Origin of the sequence: Nonomuraea lactucae (genome assembly GCF_003313395.1) — a bacterium.
Classification (GTDB): Bacteria; Actinomycetota; Actinomycetes; order Streptosporangiales; family Streptosporangiaceae; genus Nonomuraea; species Nonomuraea lactucae.
On the sequence record NZ_QNFZ01001005.1, the window covers coordinates 1 to 13421 of the forward strand.

At 71.9% G+C, this 13421-nt stretch carries 12 protein-coding genes; 7 read left to right on the plus strand and 5 right to left on the minus strand.

Annotated elements, in window-relative coordinates:
- Nucleotides 1-913 (plus strand): phenylalanine--tRNA ligase subunit alpha (gene pheS, locus DQW85_RS36395; RefSeq protein WP_113704288.1); only part of this gene is annotated, 913 nt, incomplete at its 5' end.
- Entirely contained in the window at nt 913-3468 is a 2556-nt protein-coding gene (locus DQW85_RS36400) for a phenylalanine--tRNA ligase subunit beta (protein ID WP_113704289.1), read from the plus strand. The genes pheS and DQW85_RS36400, both read left to right, overlap by 1 nt.
- A gap of 116 nt (nt 3469-3584) precedes the next feature.
- On the opposite strand, the gene DQW85_RS36405 is transcribed toward DQW85_RS36400, so the two are convergent.
- From DQW85_RS36405 to DQW85_RS36425, 5 genes are all read right to left on the minus strand, one after another.
- Nucleotides 3585-3944 (minus strand): nuclear transport factor 2 family protein, encoded by a 360-nt coding sequence (locus tag DQW85_RS36405; RefSeq protein WP_113704290.1) that lies wholly within the window; start codon nt 3942-3944, stop codon nt 3585-3587.
- Between the two features lie 49 nt (nt 3945-3993).
- The gene (locus DQW85_RS36410) at nt 3994-4395 is read right to left on the minus strand and encodes a hypothetical protein (RefSeq protein WP_113704291.1); all 402 of its coding nucleotides are present in this window, start codon (nt 4393-4395) and stop codon (nt 3994-3996) included.
- Nucleotides 4396-4597: 202 nt separating this feature from the next.
- Nucleotides 4598-5254 (minus strand): DUF4360 domain-containing protein, encoded by a 657-nt coding sequence (locus tag DQW85_RS36415; protein ID WP_113704292.1) that lies wholly within the window; start codon nt 5252-5254, stop codon nt 4598-4600.
- 657 nt (nt 5255-5911) lie between these two features.
- Nucleotides 5912-6388 carry an efflux MFS transporter permease gene (locus DQW85_RS36420; RefSeq protein WP_113704293.1) on the minus strand — a complete coding sequence of 159 codons (477 nt, stop codon included), beginning with the start codon at nt 6386-6388 and terminating at the stop codon, nt 5912-5914.
- 287 nt (nt 6389-6675) lie between these two features.
- Entirely contained in the window at nt 6676-8337 is a 1662-nt protein-coding gene (locus tag DQW85_RS36425) for a class I adenylate-forming enzyme family protein (protein ID WP_113704294.1), read from the minus strand.
- A gap of 217 nt (nt 8338-8554) precedes the next feature.
- On the opposite strand from DQW85_RS36425, the gene argC reads away from it, so the two are divergent.
- The 5 genes from argC to DQW85_RS36450 form a co-directional block, all read left to right on the plus strand.
- Nucleotides 8555-9586, plus strand: a complete 1032-nt coding sequence (gene argC, locus DQW85_RS36430) for an N-acetyl-gamma-glutamyl-phosphate reductase (protein WP_113704295.1) — start codon at nt 8555-8557, stop codon at nt 9584-9586.
- Nucleotides 9583-10734, plus strand: coding sequence for a bifunctional glutamate N-acetyltransferase/amino-acid acetyltransferase ArgJ (argJ, locus tag DQW85_RS36435; protein ID WP_113704296.1), 1152 nt, complete (start codon nt 9583-9585; stop codon nt 10732-10734). The genes argC and argJ overlap by 4 nt, the downstream gene beginning before the upstream one ends.
- Nucleotides 10731-11624, plus strand: coding sequence for an acetylglutamate kinase (gene argB, locus DQW85_RS36440; RefSeq protein ID WP_113704297.1), 894 nt, complete (start codon nt 10731-10733; stop codon nt 11622-11624). Before argJ ends, argB begins: the two co-directional genes overlap by 4 nt.
- Complete coding sequence (locus DQW85_RS36445; RefSeq protein ID WP_113704298.1) at nt 11617-12813, plus strand: acetylornithine transaminase; 1197 nt, start codon at nt 11617-11619, stop codon at nt 12811-12813. The genes argB and DQW85_RS36445 overlap by 8 nt, the downstream gene beginning before the upstream one ends.
- A partial coding sequence (locus tag DQW85_RS36450; RefSeq protein ID WP_420819211.1) for an ornithine carbamoyltransferase occupies nt 12810-13421 on the plus strand: 612 nt, incomplete at its 3' end. The genes DQW85_RS36445 and DQW85_RS36450, both read left to right, overlap by 4 nt.

The window sequence follows — 13421 nt, forward strand, 5'->3', positions numbered from 1 at the left end:
CCCGGCCGCCCGCGCCGAGGCCGGCAAGCGCGTCGGCGCCGCCCGCAAGGCGATCAACGACGCCCTCGCTGCCCGGCAGGCCGAGCTGGAGGCCGAGCGCGACGCCCGCGTGCTCGTCGAGGAGGCCGTCGACGTCACCCTGCCCTGGGACCGGCGCCCGCGCGGCGCCCGCCACCCGCTGACCACCATGCAGGAGCGCATCGCCGACACCTTCGTCGCCATGGGCTACGAGGTGGCCGAGGGCCCCGAGCTCGAGGGCGAGTGGTTCAACTTCGACGCGCTCAACATCGCCACCGACCACCCCGCCCGCTCCGACCACGACACGTTCTTCGTCGGGTCAGGCGAGTCGGGCATGGTGCTGCGCACCCAGACCTCGCCCGTGCAGGTGCGCGCGCTGCTGCAGCGTGGCGTGCCCTGCTACGTCATCTCGCCGGGCAAGGTGTTCCGCACCGACGAGCTCGACGCCACCCACACCCCGGTCTTCCATCAGGTCGAGGGGCTCGCCGTCGACGAGGGCCTGACGATGGCCCACCTCAAGGGCACGCTCGACCGGTTCGCCGAGGTCATGTTCGGCGAGGGCATCTCGACCCGGTTCCGGCCCAACTACTTCCCGTTCACCGAGCCGTCGGCCGAGATGGACCTCAAGTGCTTCGTCTGCCGCGGCGCCTCGGCGGTCCCCGGCAACCCGCCCTGCCGCACCTGCAAGTCCGAGGGCTGGATCGAGTGGGGCGGCTGCGGCATGGTCAACCCGCGCGTGCTCGTCGCCTGCGGGGTCGATCCGGCGAGATACTCGGGGTTCGCGTTCGGCATGGGCATCGAGCGGACGCTGATGTTCCGCCACAACGCCGAGGACATGCGCGACATGGTCGAGGGTGACGTGCGCTTCACGCTCCCGTTCGGAATGGAGATCTGATGAGGGTCCCGCTCTCCTGGCTGCGGGAGTATGTCGATCTCCCGGCGGTCACCGCCCACGAGGTGGCCGACAGGCTCACCGCCGCCGGGCTCAAGCTCGAGTCCATCACCTCCTACGGCCACGACGTCAAGAACGTCGTCGTCGGCGAGGTCCTCGAGATCGAGGAGCTCAGCGGCTTCAAGAAGCCGATCCGGCACTGCAAGGTGGAGGTGGGTGAGGCCACGCCGCGCGAGATCGTCTGTGGCGCCGTCAACTTCTCCGTCGGCGACCGCGTGCCGGTGGTGCTGGCGGGTGGCGTGCTGCCCGGCGGGTTCGAGGTGGGCGCGCGCAAGACCTACGGCCGCACGTCGGAGGGCATGATCTGCTCCGAGAGCGAGCTGGGCCTGACCGACGACCACGGCGGCATCATGGTGCTGCCGCCGGACACGCCGATCGGCGCCGACGTGGTGGAGCTGCTCGGGCTCCGCGACGACGTGATCGAGCTGGAGATCACGCCCGACGTCGGCTACGCCCTGTCGGTCCGGGGCGTCGCCCGGGAGGCGGCCACCGCGTTCGGCGTGCCGTTCCGCGACCCCGCCGACGTCGAGCTGCCCGCCGAGACCGAGGGGGCGTGGCCGGCCTCGATCGCCGACGCCACTGCGTGCGACAGGTTCGTGCTGCGCGAGGTCCACGGCTTCGACCCGGCCGCGCAGAGCCCGCTGTGGATGCGCGTACGGCTGGCGCGGGCCGGCATGCGGCCGGTGTCGCTGGCCGTCGACATCACCAACTACCTCATGCTGGAGCTCGGCCAGCCGCTGCACGCCTTCGACCGCGGCAGGCTCACCGGCGAGATCGTGGTGCGCAGGGCGCTGCCCGGCGAGCGGCTCGAGACGCTCGACCACGTCGTGCGCGACCTCGACCCCGACGACATCCTCATCACCGACCAGTCGGGCCCCATCTCCATGGCGGGCACCATGGGCGGTCTGGAGACGGAGATCTCCGCCGCCTCGACCGACATCGTCATCGAGGCGGCCCACTTCTCGGCCACCGGCATCTCCCGCGAGTCGCGCCGGCACAAGCTGGTCTCCGAGGCGTCCAAGCGGTTCGAGCGCGGCGTCGACCGCGAGCTGCCGCTGGTCGCCTCCTTGCGGGCCGTGCGGCTGCTGGCCGAGCTGGGCGGCGCGACCGTGCGGCCCGGCGTCACCCATGCCCAGATCGACGTGACACCCGGGCGCATCGCCATGCCGGCGAGCCACCCCTCCGACGTCGCCGGCGTCCCGTACGCCAAGGAGACCGTCGTGCGGCGGCTGGAGCAGATCGGCTGCGCGGTGGCCGACGGCGACGACCCGGCCGTGCGCGCGGGCGGGGTCGATCCGACCGGCGTCGTGACCGGCGGCGAGCTGGCCGCCAAGCTGGCCGTCTCCGGAGACGACATGATCACGGTGACGCCGCCGTCGTGGCGCCCCGACCTCACCGACCCCAACGACCTGGCCGAAGAGGTCATCCGGCTGGAGGGTTACGAGCACCTGCCGTCGATCCTGCCCAAGGCCCCCGCCGGGGCCGGGCTGACCGAGGCGCAGCGGCTGCGCAGGCGGGTCGGCAGGGCGCTGGCCGCGGCCGGCTATGTCGAGGTGCTCTCCTACCCGTTCGTCAGCGAGAGCGACTTCGACCACCTCCAGTTGCCCGCCGACGACGCGCGCCGCCGCGCGGCCCGGCTGGCCAACCCGCTGGCCGAGGACGAGCCGCTGATGCGCACCACCCTGCTGCCGGGGCTGCTCAAGACCCTGGTCCGCAACGTGGGGCGCGGCTTCACCGACGTGGCGCTGTTCGAGGCCGGTGCCGTCTACCGGCCTCGCGAGGGGGCGCCGGCCACCGCTCCGGTCCTCGGCGTCGAGCGCAGGCCGTCCGGCGACGAGCTCGCCTCGATCGAGGCCGCACTGCCCGAGCAGCCGCACCGCGTGGCGGTCGTGCTGGCCGGTGAGTTCGACAGGTCCGGCTGGTGGGGCGCGGGCCGCCAGGAATGCTGGGCCGACGCCGTCCAGGCCGCGCGGCTGGTCGCCGCCGAGGCCCGCGTCGAGCTGTCGGTGGTCGCCGACCAGCACGAGCCGTGGCATCCGGGCAGGTGCGCGGCTCTCTACGCCGGTGACAAGCTCATCGGGCACGCCGGCGAGCTGCACCCGCGCGTCGTCGAGGCCTACGGCCTGCCGCCGCGCACCTCCGCGATGGAGCTGGAGCTGTCGTGCCTGGAGTCGGTCATGCCCGGCCCGGTCGACGCGCCCAAGGTGTCGGCCTACCCGGTGGCGACGCAGGACGTGGCGCTGATCGTGCCCGACTTCACGCCGGTGGCCGACGTGGAGGCGGCGCTGCGCGACGGCGCGGGCGAGCTGCTGGAGTCGATCCGGCTGTTCGACGTCTACGCGGGTGAGCAGGTGGGCGAGGGCAACAAGTCGCTCGCCTACACGCTCCGCTTCCGTGCCCCCGACCGCACCCTGACGGTCGAGGAGACGACCGCGGCCCGCGACGCCGCCGTCGCCCTGGCGGCCGACCGGGTCGGCGCGCACCTGCGCGGCGCCTGACACGCGAGAGAAGGGGCCGGTACGCCGTACCGGCCCCTTCCGTTTCGTTCGCGTGTCCTGGAGGCGGGGGAGACACCCTCGGCGTCGAGGATGACCGTGCCAGCGCGGATTCTTGCTCAGGCGGCGGGGACCCGGTCGAGGAACCCGAGCACGCGGGCGATCCTGCCGTCCCCGGCCAGTTCGACCACGTCGAACCCGACCACCACGGGCTCCTCGCCCGCCGGCCCCAGGTGCCAGGTGAAGCGGGCGACGCCGTGATGGGCGTCGTACACCTCGCCTGGGCTGAACACGAGACCGGGGAACATGCCCCGCGCCCCCTCGATCACGGCGGCGATACCGGCGTGCCCGCTCACCTGGGCCAGCGGATCGGTGTAGGTCGCCTCCTCGGTCCACAGCTCGGCCACGGCCTTGGCGCGGGTGGTGGGGTCGGTCTCGTTCCAGACGGCGAGGTAGCGCTCGACCAGCTCAGCAGTCATGACTTTTCAACCTTTCGGATGGGATGGCGGGTTCGTTCCGGTACGGCGGTCAGCGCATCCTGCGCAGGCCCATGACCTGCAGTTCGGCGAAGACCGCGACCACCAGCGCCTGGAGGATCGCCCACACCGCGCCCACCGTGGTGAACTCGACGGCTCCGGTGACCACGGCGACGACGCTACCCACGGCCCACACGGCGTTCAGCCCGATCACCGCCCTGGTCCCGGCGGCGCTGATCGCGGGGCGGCCGGCCAGCAGCCCGACCGCCGAACCGTACACGAGCAGGAAGGCCCCGAGCCCGCGCAGCAGGCCCGTGCCCGGGCCGAGCAGGTCGCCGGCGAGAGGCGCGCCCGCGAGGTAGGCCAGGCCGTTGACGCCGGTCACGGCGGCGTCAACGGCCAGCGCGAGGCGCAGGAACTTGGTCCGGTCGGTGGTGGCGGTCACGGCGGTCATCTCGGCTCCTTCGCTGGTGTTCGACACCGCAAACGGTGTCATCCACCACGTAGGGCGCGCGATTACGCGCCAGGTAATGCCCCCGAAGCCGCGAGAACCCCCGGCCGGGCCTGCCGAGTTGCCCGACCGGGGGAGGAGACCGGACCCTCGGGTTCAGGGCCTGGCGGACTCAGGGGCTGACGGACTCAAGGGACTGACGGGCTCACGGGCACCGCTTCCAGGCGAAATGGTAGGTGGTCATGATGCTGCCGTCCGTCGAGTCCATGGTCACGAAGCTCGTGGTGCGTGTCGGGTCGGAGGTGCCCGCGTTGACGCGCAGTTCGGTGTTGATGTTGAAGTTCCGCTGCTCGCCACAGGGCAGGTAGACCAGCTGAGCGACGTCAGTCTTGTCGGTGAACTGCCAGTTGTCGTCGTACGGGCTTCTGATCGGGTGGGTGACCGACGCGGTCTCGGAATGCCCCTGGAAGTAGTAGTTCGCCTTCTCCTGGCCGGTGGCGCCCCGTTCGAGGTGCGCGAAGCCGCGGTAGTCGGCCTGGGCGACGGCGTAGGTGAAGCCCTGGGGCACGTGGACGAGCAGGTTCAGCTGGCAGTTCTTGCGGAAGTCGGTCGGCCCGGCGCCGACCCCCACCGAAGCGAGGAAGTTGCTGTAGGTGACGGTGAAGGCCGTGTTGTCGGGGGAGACCGACACGGCGGCCGTGCCGGGCCGGCAGCCCGAGCCGTTCACCGTGACGACATCGATGATGATCTTGTCAGGCGGGGGCACGGTGGGCCAGCCGTTCCTCGATGAGGCGCTTGCCGGTAAGGCGGTCATGGCCGCGAACGCCATGATCGCCGTGCCGATGAGCAGCAGTCTGCGCATAGAGATCCCTTCTCATGCCGATGGGTGGTCGCCGATTCACGGACAGCGCTTCCAACGGAATTGACAGACGGTGTACACACTGGCGCACGAGGAGTCCATCGTCATGAAACTCGTCGTCTTCTCCAGGGTCGAGGTTTCGGCGCTTGCCCCGAAAATTCGGTGTTGACGTGAGAGCCGATATCCTCGCCGGAGGGTTTATGGACCGGCGCCACCATTTCGGTGGTGTCGGTGTTTCGCCATTCGCCGTGATACGGGCCGCGCAGCCGGTGGCACCCCCGTTCGAGGTGCGCGAAGCCGCGGCGGCCGGTCTGGGCGACGGCATAGGTGAAGCCTGTGGGGCACGTGGACGAGCAGGCTCACCTGGTAGTTCGTCGGGCGAGAGCAGGCGCTCCGGTGGTGCCGGGACTCAGCCCGAGCGGTTCACCGTGACGACATCAATGGTGGTCTTGTCGGGCGGGGGCGCCTCCCACGGTCAGTGTTCTCGACATGGTTTGTCCTTCCTGTGGCAGAGAACGTCGCCTCTGGCATCCGCATGCTATAACGGCCGTCCACAGTGTCAATGACCAATTTTGACAGCCCTGTCTGGATCGTCGTCAATGGTAAGGGTTTTAATTTCTTCGGCAGAAGACGTCGCCATATGGATATGGCGAAACGCAGTTAAGGGCCGGGCGCGAGCCCGAACGCGACCCCGACCAGCGCGGCGGTGATGAGCGTGACGAGCTGCGCGGCGTCCACCGCCGCGCCCACCCTCGCCGCCGCCCCGACGCCGCGCAGTCCGCAGACCGCGCCGAAGAAGACGACGACGAAGACGGTGCCGGAGGTGTAGGAGCGCTTGCGGAACACGCTCGGCTCGACCAGCGTGGCTGCCCCGCGGCGCTTGCGGCGCAGCTGGTGCAGGCCGAAGGCGGCGAACAGTGGCACCGAGGCGGCGGCCATCACCAGCGACCAGACGGGCCAGCCCAGCTCGCGGCCCCGCACCAGCGGGTGGATCAGCAGCGTCATCGCCGTCCCGGCCAGCAGGCTGCCGCCGGAGTCGAGCCGGGTGGAAGGAGCCGAGGCCGGTACGGCGGGCAGCACCCGGGCGCCGACGGCCAGCGCGAAGGCGCCGAGCGGCAGGTTGATCAGGAAGATCATGCGCCAGCCCGTGCCGAGAACGTCACTGCAGGCTCGCGTAGCCGCCGCCGAGGTCGGCCTGGATGGCCGGGCCGCCGACGCTCACCACGGTCGAGTCGAGCAGGTTCATCAGCGTCGCGGCGAGCACGGCCGCCAGGCCCGGCCAGCGGCGTCCGCAGAGAAAAGGCCGCCGGACCGAAGTCCGGCGGCCTTCACCAGAACGCCGGCGCCCAGGTGCGCACAGGCACCGATGCGCGCGCGGGGCGCCGACGTCGATCAGGAGGTCACGCGCCTGCCTGGCAGGGAGGTCACGTGCCGAGGATCTCCCTGCGCAGATGCGTCTTGAGGATCTTGCCGCCCGGGTTGCGCGGCAGCTCCTCCTCCCTGAACCACACGTGCGCCGGGATCTTGAACTTGGCGATCCGCTCCACGAGGAACTCCCGCAACTCCGCGGCCGTGACAGAGGTCCCCGGGACGAGGCAGACGACCGCCCCCACCTCCTCGCCCAGCTCCTCGTGCGGCACGCCGATCACCGCGGCGTCGTCCACCGCCGGATGCTCGAAGAGAGCGGCCTCGACCTCGGCGCAGTAGACGTTCTCCCCGCCCCTGATCACCATGTCCTTGGCCCGGTCGACGATGTAGACGAAGCCGTCCTCGTCGATCCTGGCCAGGTCGCCCGTGTGCAGCCAGCCGTCCACGAACGTCTGGGCCGTGGCCTCCGGCTGGTTCCAGTAGCCGAGGATGACGTTGGGGCCGCGCAGGCACAGCTCGCCCACCTCGCCGGGCGGCAGCTCGCGGCCCATCGGATCGACCACCCGCGCGTCCACCACGGCGGAGGGCCGGCCGATGCTGTCCGGCCTGGCCGTGTAGTCGGGGCCGCCGTTGCCGATGGCCAGCGCGGTCGTCTCCGTCATGCCGTAGCCGTTGGACGGGGCCCGGTTCGGCAGGTTCTCGGAGATGCGCTCCAGCAGTCTGGGCGGGGCCGGCGCGCCGCCGTAGCCGACCGTGGTCAGCGACGACAGGTCGTGCCTGCCGAAGTCGGGGTGCGACATCAGCTGCCAGGCGTTGGTCGGCACGCCGATCATCGTGGTGATCTTCTCGCGCTCGATCAGCCGCAGCGCCTGCCCGGGGTCCCACTTGTACATGAGCACCAGCCCGCCGCCGGTGAACATCGTCGTGGTCAGCCCGGAGAAGCAGCCCGTCGCGTGGAACAGCGGCACGGTCAGCAGCGTCACCCGCCGCACTCCGGCCGCCTCGGCGACGTCCTTCCCGGCCAGCGCCACGGCCCTGATCAGCCCGTACGCGACCGTCATGGGCGACTGCCCCAGGTTGCGGTGGCTGCCCAGGGCTCCCTTGGGGCGGCCCGTCGTGCCCGAGGTGTAGAAGATGGTGGCCGGGTCCTCGGGGGAGAGCTCCACCTTCGGCAGCGCGACGTCGGCGCGGACCTCGCCCAGCACGTCGTCGAACGCGCGCGCGCCCGCGGGCGGCTCGCCCCTGGTGACGATCATCGGCACGCCGGTGGAGGCCAGCCTCGCGGCCCGCTCGCCGTCGGCGATCAGCACCTTCGCGCCGGAGTCGGCCACGCCGTAGGCCAGCTCCGGCTCGGTCCACCACGCGTTCAGCGGTACGGCGACGGCGCCGGCGGCCAGGGCCGCGGAGAAGGCGACCACCCACTCGGGGTAGTTGCGCATGGCCACGACCACCCGGTCGCCCTTGGTGACGCCGTACTCCTCCACCAGGCGGCCGGCCAGCGTCGCCGCCCGGCGGAAGTGATCCTCGAACGTGATGTGCTCGTCCTCGTAGACGAGGAAGACCTTCTCGCCGTGGAACCGGCTCATCTCCAGCAGCGCCCGGAAGTGACCGGGGGCGTGTTTCCAGGTCCGTACGCCGCTGTCGCCGATCTCCTCGATCTCGAACAGCTGGCCGGGCCCGGTGAGCTGGAGCTCTACCTGGGCATGCGTAAGCGTCATGCGCAGTCTCCCGCAGTGAACGGCTAATCCGGATAAGTCACAGTACCGACCAGTAAGTATGTGCGCCAGAGCATCATTCGGTTGCGTGGTTGTGCAGGCCCGATGCGTCGCCCCTCCAGGGGGCAAGCCTAGTCTGGCTTGCATATTCATCCCTCGCGGTGCATCATCTTCACCAGTAAGGGCATGAGGGGTTATGCATGAACATACAGGGGGCGGGATGAGGGCGGCGGTCGCCGGAGCCAGCGGCTACGCGGGAGGCGAGCTTCTCAGGCTCCTGCTCGGCCACCCCGAGTTCGAGATCGGCACGCTGACCGCGGCCTCCAGCGCCGGCAGCCCGCTCGGCGCCCACCAGCCGCACCTGCCCGCGCTCGCCGAGCGCGTCATCGAGGAGACCACCCCCGAGACGCTCGCCGGGCACGACGTCGTCTTCCTGGCCCTGCCGCACGGCCACTCCGCCGCCGTAGCCGCCCGGCTCGCCGAGCTGGGCGAGGACCCCCTGGTGGTCGACTGCGGCGCCGACCACCGGCTCGCCGACCCCGCCGCCTGGCAGGAGTTCTACGGCGGCGAGCACGCCGGCGCCTGGCCGTACGGGCTGCCCGAGCTGCCCGGCCAGCGCGAGGTGCTCAGGAGCGCCCGCCGCATCGCGGTCCCCGGCTGCTACCCCACCTCGGTCCTGCTCGCGCTGCTGCCCGCGTTCGCCGCCGGCCTGGCCGAGCCCGACGTGGTCGTGGTGGCGGCCAGCGGCACCAGCGGCGCCGGCAAGTCGCTCAAGCCCAACCTCCTCGGCAGCGAGATCATGGGCTCGGTCAGCGCGTACGGCGTGGGCGGGGTCCACCGGCACACACCGGAGATGGAGCAGGGCCTCGCGGGCGTCGCGGGCCGGCCGGTGCGGGTGTCGTTCACCCCGACCCTGGCCCCGATGAGCCGCGGCATCCTCGCCACCTGCACCGCCCCCGCCGCCCCCGGCCTGACCCGGGCCGCACTGCGGGAGGCGTACGAGGGCGCCCTGGCCAAGGAGCCGTTCGTGCGGCTGCTCCCCGAGGGCACCTGGCCGGCCACCGCGATGACCTACGGCGCCAACACCGCCGCCCTGCAGGTGGCGCTCGACGAGCGCGCCGGCCGCCTGATCGCCGTCATCGCCATCGACAACCTCACCAAGGGCACGGCCGGAGGCGCGATCCAGAGCGCCAACCTAGCCCTCGGCCTGCCGGAAGAGCTCGGTCTCCCCACGACAGGAGTCGCCCCATGAGTGTCACCGCCCCCCTCGGCTTCCGGGCCGCGGGCGTCGCCGCCGGCATCAAGTCCTGCGACGCCCGCGACCTGGCCCTCGTCGTCAACGACGGGCCGAGCCGCGCCGCGGCCGGCGTCTTCACCGCCAACCGCGTGAAGGCCGCCCCGGTGCTCTGGTCGCAGCAGGTGCTGCGCGGCGGGCGGGTCCGGGCGGTCGTGCTCAACTCCGGCGGCGCCAACGCCTGCACCGGCCCCGAAGGCTTCCAGGACACCCACGCGACCGCCGAGAAGGTCGCCGAGGCGATCGAGGACTCCGCGGGAGAGGTCGCCGTCTGCTCCACCGGCCTGATCGGCGAACGGCTTCCGATGGACGCCCTGCTGACCGGCGTGGAGCTCGCGGCCGGCCAGCTGTCGCGCGACGGCGGCCTGGCCGCGGCCGACGCCATCCGCACCACCGACACCGTCTCCAAGATCTCCTTCAAGCGGGCCGACGGCTACATGGTCGGCGGCATGGCCAAGGGCGCCGGCATGCTCGCACCGGCCCTGGCCACCATGCTCTGCGTGATCACCACCGACGCCGACGTGACCGCCGAGCAGCTCGGCACCGTGCTGCGCGCGGCCACGGCCAGGACCTTCGACCGGCTCGACACCGACGGCTGCATGTCCACCAACGACACCGTGCTGCTGCTCGCCAGCGGCGCGGCCGGCGTGACCCCCGACCTCGCCGAGTTCGAGCAGAAGGTCACCGAGGTCTGCGCCGATCTGGCCAGGCAGCTGCTGGTCGACGCCGAGGGCGCCAGCAAGGCCATCGCGATCGAGGTGGTCGGCGCGGCCACCGAGGACGACGCGGTCAAGGTCGGACGCGCCGTCGCCCGCTCCAACCTCCTCAAGTGCGCCATCCACGGCGAGGACCCCAACTGGGGCCGCGTGCTCTCCGCCGCCGGCACCACCGACGCGGCGTTCGAGCCCGAACGCCTCAACGTCGCCATCAACGGCATCTGGGTGTGCCGGGGCGGCGCGGTCGGCGACGACCGGTCGAAGGTGGACATGCGCCCCCGCGACGTGACGATCACCATCGACCTGTCGGCAGGCGCGCAGACCGCCACGGTCCACACGACCGACCTCACGGCCGCGTACGTCCACGAGAACTCGGCCTACAGCTCATGAAGGCCAGATCGGGCACCGAGAACGGCGCGCACGCCAAGGCGGGCACGCTCATCGAGGCGCTCCCCTGGCTGACCCGCTTCCACGGCGCGACCGTCGTCATCAAGTACGGCGGCAACGCCATGACCGAGGACGCGCTCAAGGAGGGCTTCGCCGAGGACGTCGTCTTCCTGCGCTACGCCGGCCTGCGCCCGGTCGTGGTGCACGGCGGCGGCCCGCAGATCAGCGAGGCCCTCGACCGGCTGGGCATCGAGTCCACGTTCACCGCCGGGCTGCGGGTCACCACTCCCGAGGCCATGCAGGTCGTCAGGATGGTGCTCGTCGGCCAGGTCAACCGCGACGTGGTCGGCCTGATCAACCGGCACGGCCCGTTCGCGATCGGCATGTCCGGCGAGGACGCCCACCTGTTCACCGCCGCGCGCAAGCACGCGCTGGTCGACGGCGAGCCGGTCGACATCGGCCAGGTCGGCGAGATCGTCAAGGTCGAGCCCGCGGCGGTGCAGGCCCTCATCGACGACGGGCGCATCCCCGTCGTCTCCAGCGTCGCCCGCGGCGACGACGGGCAGATCTACAACGTCAACGCCGACACCGCCGCCGCCGCGCTGGCCGTGGCGCTCCGGGCCCACAAGCTCGTCGTCCTCACCGACGTCGAGGGCCTGTACGCCAACTGGCCCGACGACAGCGAGGTGATCGACCAGCTGGGCGTCACCGAGTTGGAGGCCCTGATGCCCACCCTGTCCAGCGGCATGGTCCCCAAGATGGAGGCCTGCCTCACGGCCGTGCGGGGCGGCGTCCGGCAGGCCCACGTGCTCGACGGCCGGGTGCCCCACGCGCTGCTGCTGGAGATCTTCACCGACGAAGGAATCGGAACCATGGTGATGCCCGATGAGTGAGCAGGCCGCCCCGGCGACGCAGCCGAGCCTGTTCGACAGGTTCGAGCGGGCGTTCATGCCCAACTACGGCGTACCCCCGGTCGCGCTGGCCCGCGGCGAGGGCACCCGCGTCTGGGACGTCGACGGCAGGGAATACCTCGACTTCATCGGCGGCATCGCGGTCACCTCGCTCGGCCACGCCCACCCGGCCCTGGTCGAGGCCGTCTCCAGGCAGGTCGCCACGCTGGCCCACACCAGCAACCTGTTCCTGCACGAGCCCGAGGTGCTGCTCGCCGAGCGGCTCCTCGGCCTGCTCGGCTCGCCCGGCCGCGTCTTCTTCGCCAACTCCGGCACCGAGGCCAACGAGGCCGCGTACAAGCTGGCGCTCAAGTACGGCAGGCGGCACGGCCGCGGCCACTTCGTCGCCGCCGAGAACGGCTTCCACGGCCGCACCATCGGCGCCCTCTCGCTGACCGGCAAGAAGGCTATCCGCGACGAGTTCGGCCCGTTCCCGGTGGACGTCCGCTTCGTCCCCTACGGCGACGCCGGCGCGCTCAAGGAGGCCGTCACCGGCGACTGCATCGCCGTCTTCCTGGAGCCCACCCAGGGCGAGGCCGGCGTGGTCCCGCCGCCCGACGGCTACCTGGTGGCGGCCCGCGAGATCTGCGACGCCACCGGCGCGCTGCTCGTGGCAGACGAGATCCAGTCGGCCATCGGCCGCACCGGCCACTGGTTCGCCCACCAGGCCGACGGCGTCGTCCCCGACATCCTCACCCTGGCCAAGGGCCTGGGCGGCGGCCTGCCGATCGGGGCGTGCGTCGGCTTCGGCGAGGCCGGCACCCTGTTCGCCAAGGGCGACCACGGCTCCACGTTCGGCGGCAACCCGGTCTCCTGCGCCGCCGCGCTGGCCGTGCTCGACAACATCGACCTCGACCACGTCAAGCGGGCCGCGCGCCGGCTCCGCACCGGCCTGGAGGAGATCGGCCACCCGCTGCTGAAAGGCGTGCGCGGGCGCGGCCTGTGGCTCGCCGCCGTGCTGGCAGAGCCGGCCGCCGCCCGCGTCCAGGAGGCAGCCGCCCAGGCGGGCTTCCTGGTCAACGCCCTGCAGCCCGACGCGGTACGGCTCGCGCCGCCGCTGGTGGTGACGGCCGAGGAGATCGACGCGTTGGTGTCGGCGTTCCCGACGATCCTGACGGAGGCGACCCGATGAGACACTTCCTGAGGGACGACGACCTCTCGCCCGACGAGCAGTCCGAGGTGCTCGACCTGGCCGAGGAGATGAAGAAGGACCGCTTCGGCCACCGCCCCTTCGCCGGGCCCAGGACCGTGGCCGTGCTGTTCGACAAGCCGTCGACCAGGACGCGCGTGTCGTTCGCCGTCGGCATCGGCGAGCTGGGCGGGCTGCCGCTGATCATCGACGGCGGCTCCTCCCAGCTGGGCCGCGGCGAGCCGATCGAGGACACCGCCCGCGTGCTGGAGCGCCAGTGCGCCGCCATCGTCTGGCGGACCTCGGGCCAGGAACGCGTCGAGGCGATGGCCTCGGCCTCGCGCGTGCCCGTGGTCAACGCGCTGACCGACGAGTTCCACCCCTGCCAGATCCTGGCCGACCTGCTGACCGTCCGCGAGAGGTTCGGCCGCACCGCCGGGCTGACCCTGGCCTACCTCGGCGACGGCGCCAACAACATGGCCCACTCCTACCTGCTCGGCGGCGCCACCGCGGGCATGCACGTGCGCGTCGGCGCGCCCGCCGGCTACCAGCCCGGCGCCGTCATCCTCGACCGGGCCGCCGCCATCGCGGCGCGGACCGGCGGCTCGGTG